General features: G+C 57.0%; 6 protein-coding genes. 3 read left to right on the plus strand and 3 right to left on the minus strand.

Translation table 11 applies throughout. The features are described 5' to 3' along the window. Positions 1 to 29 precede the first annotated feature (29 nt). Positions 30 to 1,391 carry a sodium:alanine symporter family protein gene (locus IBX51_RS09445; protein WP_291830936.1) on the minus strand — a complete coding sequence of 454 codons (1,362 nt, stop codon included), beginning with the start codon at positions 1,389 to 1,391 and terminating at the stop codon, positions 30 to 32. A 198-nt stretch (positions 1,392 to 1,589) separates the two neighbouring features. On the opposite strand from IBX51_RS09445, the gene IBX51_RS09450 reads away from it, so the two are divergent. Together IBX51_RS09450 and fghA are read left to right on the plus strand one after the other, a co-directional pair. Next, positions 1,590 to 2,021: a CBS domain-containing protein gene (locus IBX51_RS09450; RefSeq protein WP_291830938.1), complete on the plus strand. Its 432-nt coding sequence runs from the start codon at positions 1,590 to 1,592 to the stop codon at positions 2,019 to 2,021. A 29-nt stretch (positions 2,022 to 2,050) separates the two neighbouring features. Further along, on the plus strand, positions 2,051 to 2,896 hold the full coding sequence (gene fghA, locus IBX51_RS09455; protein ID WP_291830940.1) for an S-formylglutathione hydrolase: 846 nt from the start codon (positions 2,051 to 2,053) through the stop codon (positions 2,894 to 2,896). 21 nt (positions 2,897 to 2,917) lie between these two features. Here the strand turns inward: fghA and IBX51_RS09460 are convergent, their stop codons facing one another. Beyond that, complete coding sequence (locus IBX51_RS09460) at positions 2,918 to 4,042, minus strand: HD domain-containing phosphohydrolase (RefSeq protein WP_291830941.1); 1,125 nt, start codon at positions 4,040 to 4,042, stop codon at positions 2,918 to 2,920. A gap of 244 nt (positions 4,043 to 4,286) precedes the next feature. Here IBX51_RS09460 and IBX51_RS09465 point away from each other — a divergent pair, with 244 nt between their 5' ends. Further along, entirely contained in the window at positions 4,287 to 5,291 is a 1,005-nt protein-coding gene (locus IBX51_RS09465) for a GGDEF domain-containing protein (RefSeq protein ID WP_291830942.1), read from the plus strand. Here the strand turns inward: IBX51_RS09465 and IBX51_RS09470 are convergent. After that, positions 5,267 to 6,709: an MATE family efflux transporter gene (locus tag IBX51_RS09470; protein ID WP_291830943.1), complete on the minus strand. Its 1,443-nt coding sequence runs from the start codon at positions 6,707 to 6,709 to the stop codon at positions 5,267 to 5,269. The genes IBX51_RS09465 and IBX51_RS09470 overlap by 25 nt on opposite strands. Positions 6,710 to 6,833: the final 124 nt, after the last annotated feature.

Consider the following 6,833-nt stretch of genomic DNA (forward strand, 5'->3'; position numbering starts at 1 on the left):
TCCTTATGAGCAGAGGCCATAGACTGTGTTTACTTGAGCCCCATGGCCTTTTGTTTGTCAAAGTATTCCCGGGTGAGTTTGAAGACGACCGGGCTCAGCAGCAACAGGGCAATCAGGTTGGGCAACGCCATCATGGCGTTGAGGGTGTCGGCCACCAACCAGATAAAACCCAGGTTGATGGTGGCGCCCACCGGAATGGCAATAATCCACAACACCCGATACGGCACGATGGCCTTCACGCCGAACAGGAATTCGATACAGCGCTCGCCATAGAACGACCAGCCGATAATGGTGGTAAAGGCAAAGATGGCCAGGGCAATAGCCACTACATAGTTACCGAAGCCGGGCAGGCCGGTTTCAAAGGCCAGGGAGGTAAGTGCAGCGCCGGTCTCGCCCGAGGTCCAGGCGCCGGACGTGATGATCACCAGGCCGGTAATCGAGCACACGATAATCGTGTCGATGAAGGTGCCGAGCATGGCCACCATGCCCTGTTTGACCGGGTTTTTGGTCTGCGCGGCGGCATGGGCGATGGGGGCGGAGCCGAGGCCCGCTTCGTTGGAGAAGATGCCCCGGGCAACACCAAAGCGGATGGCGGCCCAGACGGCAGCACCGGCAAAGCCACCCTCGGCAGCAGCCGGGCTGAAGGCGTAGCTGAACACCATGCTCACAGCTGCCGGAATCTCATTGGCATTGATGGCCAGAACAATCAGGCCCACCAGCACGTAAGACACCGCCATGAAAGGCACCAGGGCACTGGCTACCTGGCCAATGCGTTTGATGCCACCAATTAATACCAAGGCCACCAGAATCATCAGCACGGCACCGGTTATCCAGTGTGGTAAGCCAAAGTTAGCCGACAATACGTCTGCCACGGAGTTGGCCTGGACAGTGTTACCGATACCAAAGGCGGCTATGGATGCGAATACCGCAAACAGCACGCCCAGCCAGGCCCACTTCTTGCCCAGACCGTTGCGGATGTAATACATCGGGCCACCCACATGAGCGCCACGTTCGTCCACTTCCCGATAGCGCACGGCCAGTACCGCCTCGCCATATTTGGTAGCCATACCCACAAGGGCAGTCAACCACATCCAGAACAGGGCACCAGGACCGCCGAGAAACACTGCCGTGGCAACACCGGCAATATTACCCGTACCCACGGTGGCCGAGAGCGCAGTCATCAGTGCCTGAAATGGAGGAATATCGCCGTCATCCTCGTCACCGCGGGCACGGCCGCTCCACATCAGCCGGAAACCGGCGCCCAGCTTCAGGATCGGCATCAGTTTCAGGCCGATACTCAAAAACAACCCGACACCGAGAATCATCACCAGCATGGGTGGTCCCCATACCAGGCTATTGATTTGACTTATAAAATTTGAAATGGCTTCCATGGGGTCTCCCACTGTGTACCACGGATGAGTCGAATTATTTTAGCCTGATTGGGCATAACTTGTTGAGTTTAGTCGACTATTTGGTGGTGTAAACCATTTTGACCAGTTCTGTTTTCCATTTCCGGCGCTATTGCCTATGTTTACAGTAACCGTAGTGCCGGATTCGGCACTGTTCGTAAACCGGCAAGGGGGGCCGCTATGCGCTCACTGAAAATTTCGGAAGTGATGTGGAATCATATTGAGCCTGTTCGTTGTGGCACACCGTTAACCAAGGTGGTCAAAGCGCTGTTGGAGAACCATGTCACCGGTCTGCCGGTGGTGGATGACAAGCGCCATGTACTGGGCTTTGTTTCTGAGCAGGACTGTATTCACTCGCTGCTGGTGAGTAACTACCACAGTGAAGGCGAGCCAATGGTAGACGACGTAATGTTCCATCAACCGTTAACGGTTTCGCCCGACATGTCGGTGATTGACCTGGCCCAGAACCTGGGTGCCGGCAAGCCGAAAGTCTATCCGGTGGTTGATCATGGCAAACTGGTTGGTATCGTTACCCGTACTGCTATCCTGTCGCAGCTGGCAAAGTCCGGAAATACGATAGAGAAACAACGCTTTGCCAATGCGGAGGATTAACCAGACCACCTTCAATCACCGGGAACGCTATGGAACTGTTAGCCACCAATGCCTGTTTTGACGGCGAACACCGCCGGTACCGTCATGCCTCAGCCACTTTGCAGTGCGATATGGAGTTCGCCGTGTTTTTGCCACCGGCGGCGCTGGGAGCGAAGGGTAAGCCGGTACCGGTACTTTACTGGTTGTCCGGGCTGACCTGTACCGACCAGAACTTCATGCAGAAAGCCGGCGCACAAAAGCTGGCGGCCAAACTGGGGCTGGCGATTGTGTGCCCGGATACCAGCCCAAGAGGCCTGGACCTGCCCGGCGAGCATGATAGTTATGATTTTGGCAGTGGCGCTGGCTTTTACGTAAATGCCATAGAACAGCCTTGGGCGCCCCATTACCGAATGTACGATTACGTGGTGAAGGAGTTGCCGCAACTGGTCGAAAGTGAATTACCGCTTAGCGGTGAGCGCTCGGTCAGCGGCCATTCCATGGGCGGCCACGGAGCTTTGATCTGCGCCCTGAAGAATCCGGGCTATTACAAATCCGTGTCGGCGTTCGCCCCCATCGCCAACCCCATTAATTGCCCATGGGGGCAGAAAGCCTTCAAGGGTTATCTTGGAGAGGACCAGAGCAACTGGGAAGCGTGGGACGCCACCCGCCTGATCCAGACCGCCAAAGAGCGGCTGCCGCTGCTGGTGGATCAGGGTACGTCGGATGAGTTTCTGGAAACCCAGCTCAACCCCGAGGCGCTGGCGGATGTCTGCGAGAAATTCCACCACCCCATCAACCTGCGTATGCATCGTGGCTACGACCACAGTTACTTCTTCATTGCCTCGTTCATCGAGGACCACCTGCATCATCACGCAAAGGCGTTGGGGCTGGGGTGAGCCGGCCCTGAACGCTAATGGTCAGTTGCGGAAGCCCCAGAGCAGGCTGAAGTCCATGGAGGGCATTTCTTCCGGTTCTTCAGGGCCGCGAATGTTGTATTCCAGCAGGCTGGTGTCGCGCTCGAGTGTGCCACTGTAGCGGTTGCCCCGAGGGCCGAAGATCGCCTTTACAAACGGTCCTCTGGCTCTTGTTGCGCGACCGGTGACCACGCCGACTTCGTTGTTATCCAGCCGCACCAGCATGCCCGGTGGGTAGTCGCCGAGCACCTGCAGCAAAGACCGGGGAATCGCCGGGCGGAATTTGCCGTCGCCCAGCGTGGCAATGAGCTTGCGGGCGGCGGTGATGGTCATCCGGTTGCGATAGGCGCGTTTGGTGATCATCGCCACGTAGCGTTCCGCCAGGGCCAGAATTTCCGCTTCCGGCAGAATATCAGTGCCACTCAAACCATCCGGATAACCGGTGCCGTCCGCCTGTTCATGGTGCTGGGCAATGATCTTCAGCAGCAGCTTGTTGTTAATGCCAGCGGATTCTAAAGCCTGGATACTGCGTTGCGGGTGTTTCCGGATAACCGCTCGCTGGTCGTCGGTGAGTACCCGATTGGAGGCATTGAGTTGGTCCGCCACCGGCACCAGGGCCAGATTGGCCGTCAGCGCTGCGGCCGTCAGCACACTGATGCGCTTTTCATCCAGACCGAACTGGCGGGCAGTGAAGTGACACAGAATAGCGTAGAACAGAATCTGTTCATGAATGGTGGGGCCAATGGAATACAGATGCACCAGAGCGAGGCTGGCTTCCGGGGCGTCCTGACAGGCGCGTTCGAGCATTCGGGCCAGCCCCAGCAGGCGCTTTTGGGCAGAGGGATCTTCCGAGGTAATAGCGTTAAGGGTGGTTTCCAGGGCCGCCAGAAGATCGGCGTAGTCCGCAAACGGATTGGAATCGCGCCGATCGTCCGGGAAATCTTCTTTTTTACGTTCGATTTTCCGGGGTTTGAACCGCCCCCGCTCAAACAGCTGTTCCAGCTGACTGTTGGTCTGGATAACATAGCCCTGACGCAGCAACACGTTGCCGTCGGCGTCCAAAACGTCCCAGGGTAGCGGCCGGCCTATGGTGAGCGCCCCGGGGGCTATGCGAATAAGTGAATCCAATTTGAACATCCCAAGGTGTCATAGAACGATTTTTGTTCTTAGGAATACTTCTTTCGGTACTCTGACGTCAAAACCTACAGAGGTTTGAGAACTTAGAATACTAACCTACACGTTTTTGTGAAGCATGCCACTTTGTGTCGTATTCGGAGATAAAATTGTTAAGAATCGTAGTTCTATAACGATCCGATGCCTGCCATGCGCTATTCTGGATGCCTACCAAGACTAATGTCGGAACCATAGACGCATGTTCCATCGCCTAAGAAATGATTTTCGTTTGTCGATTATCACCATGCTCGGTGTGTGCGCGATCCTTGGCATAACACCCTTTGCGATCATGCGGTTTGTGCAGGGCAACACGGTGGCCGGGCTGGTTGATCTTGGCATCCTGGCGGGTATTGTGGGCAGTCTGGCCCATGCCTGGGTGACAGGTAGAACCGAGCGCAGCGGTATGGTGCTGGCTCTGATCATCTGTACAGGCGCGGTGCTGGCGGGTGCGGTGATGGGAGAGGCCGGCCTGTTCTGGTTGTTTCCGTGCCTGGTGACCACCTTCTTCCTGGTGTCCGGTCGCGTGGCTACTGCCCTGAACCTGATCTCTATACTGGTCTTGATGTCCATCGAGACGGCTTTCAGCTCGAACGTGCAGATGTGGACGTTTGCGGCGACCGCCGCGACCGTGAGCGCTTGCGCCTATGTATTTGCCCACCGCAACCAGGACCAGCGTGAAAGGCTGGAACACCTGGCTACCATCGACCCACTCACGGGTGTTAAGAACCGCCGCTCCATGGATGAAGAGCTGGATAGGGCGGCCGCCAATGCGGAGCGTACCGGCCTGCCCTATGCCCTGGTGATGTTGGACATCGATCACTTCAAACAGATTAATGATGTCTATGGTCATGGTGTCGGAGACGAGGTGCTTCGGGACCTGGTGGCTCTGATTGAGCACAATACCCGCAAATCGGATCAGCTGTTCCGCTACGGTGGCGAAGAGTTTGTCTTGCTGTTGCCCGGAGTGGATGGTGCCAGCCTGCAGACGGTGATGAACAATCTGCAGCAAGTGTTACGAAAGCACCTGAAGTACGCCGGTGGTCCTGTGACTTCCTCCTATGGCGTTGCCCTTCTCGGCCATGGCGAGTCTGTGGAAAGCTGGTTGGGCCGGGCAGACGAAGCCCTTTACCAGGCCAAGGAGACCGGGCGGGATCGGATTATCTTTGCGGATAATAACGCTCAGCTGGCGGCAGAACCGGCTTGAACGGAAGCCCGGTTGCCGGGTTCGCCGCGATGGTGGTTTCCGGGCCGGTAGCGGAATAATCGCCAGCCCAGCAGAACGCTCGCTGAGGTCAGCCCGGCCGTCAGCCCTACCCAGAAACCCGCAGCTCCCAACGCTGGCCAAAGCAGGTCAGTAAAGGTTAAAGCATAGCCCAGGGGCAAACCGACACCCCAGAACGAAAACAGCATGATGAACATGGGGATGCGGGTGTCTTTGTAACCCCTGAGCGCACTGATGCAGGTAACCTGAATTACATCGGCAACCTGGAACATGGCGGCAAACGCCAACAGGCGAATGGTGACATCCCGCACGTCCTGGTCGCCGGTGTAGAGCGCGGCGATTTGCGCGGAAAACACGAACAGCAAAGTGGCAAAGACCAGAGCAACCGCCGAGGCCAGAATCAGAGAGCTGCGGGAAATCAACCGAGCCGTGTCCGGTGCCTGGGCCCCTACCAGAAAACTTACCCGTAACGTTAGTGCCATGCCGATGCTCAGTGGCAGCATAAACAGCAGTGACACGACGTTCAGCGCAATCTGGTGCCCGGCCACAATAATTGGTCCCAAGGGCGCCAGGAACAGGGCGATCACCGAGAACATGCTGGCTTCCACAAAGATGGTAAAGCCAATGGGCACGCCAATACCCAGAATGTAACGAATGCCTGCCCAGTTTGGCTTTACCCAGTCAGCCAGCAAGTGGAACTGGCGGAAGGTACGGCTGCGGTTCAGATAAATCAGCAGGGCAATGGCGGCGGTGCCGTTGGATAGCGATGTAGCCCAGCCGCAGCCAACACCGCCCATGGCAGGCAGCCCCAGCTTGCCGTAGATGAAAATGTAGTTTAGTGGCAGGTTGATCAGAGTGCTCAGTACGGAGAAAGCCATGATCACTCGAGTGTGCCCCAGCCCGTCGGTCAGACCGCGCAGAGCGTTCATCAAGAGCAAGGCGGGTATGCCCCACGCAAAGGCGTTCAGGTAACCCTGAGTGATACTTGCGGTATCCGTATCCATCTTCAGCATCGACAACACGGGGTGCACGTTGGTCAGCAGCAGCGCCATGATGACGGTGCCACCGGCCGCAATGTAGATGCCTTGCCAGGTGGCCGGCATGATCTTGTGATGCTGGCGGGCGCCGTTGTAACCGGAAATGATGGGCTGGAGTGCCCCCAGCATACCCATGAAGAACAGGAACAGCGGCATCCACAGGCTGCTGCCAATGCCTACGGCGGCCAAATCCTGAGCGCTGGCATGGCCCGCCATAACGGTATCAATAACCCCGTTGGCCATCTGTGCCACCTGGGCAATCAGAATCGGCCCGCCCAGAATGGCCAGGGTTTTCCACTCAGTCAGCGTGCGGTGAATCAGGGGCTGTCGGACTTCGGGTAATGGCTGGTGGTTCTCGTCCATGGCGCTGGTTTCGGTGTTAATTGGTCAGAGTTGTACTGGTCAAAGCCCGTCATGGTACCCGATTCACTATCAACTGGCTTATAGGGGTTTGCACCGCTTCGGGCGCTGGATAATGCGGGCAGAA

This window comes from Marinobacter sp. (assembly GCF_014859525.1).
GTDB lineage: Bacteria > Pseudomonadota > Gammaproteobacteria > Pseudomonadales > Oleiphilaceae > Marinobacter.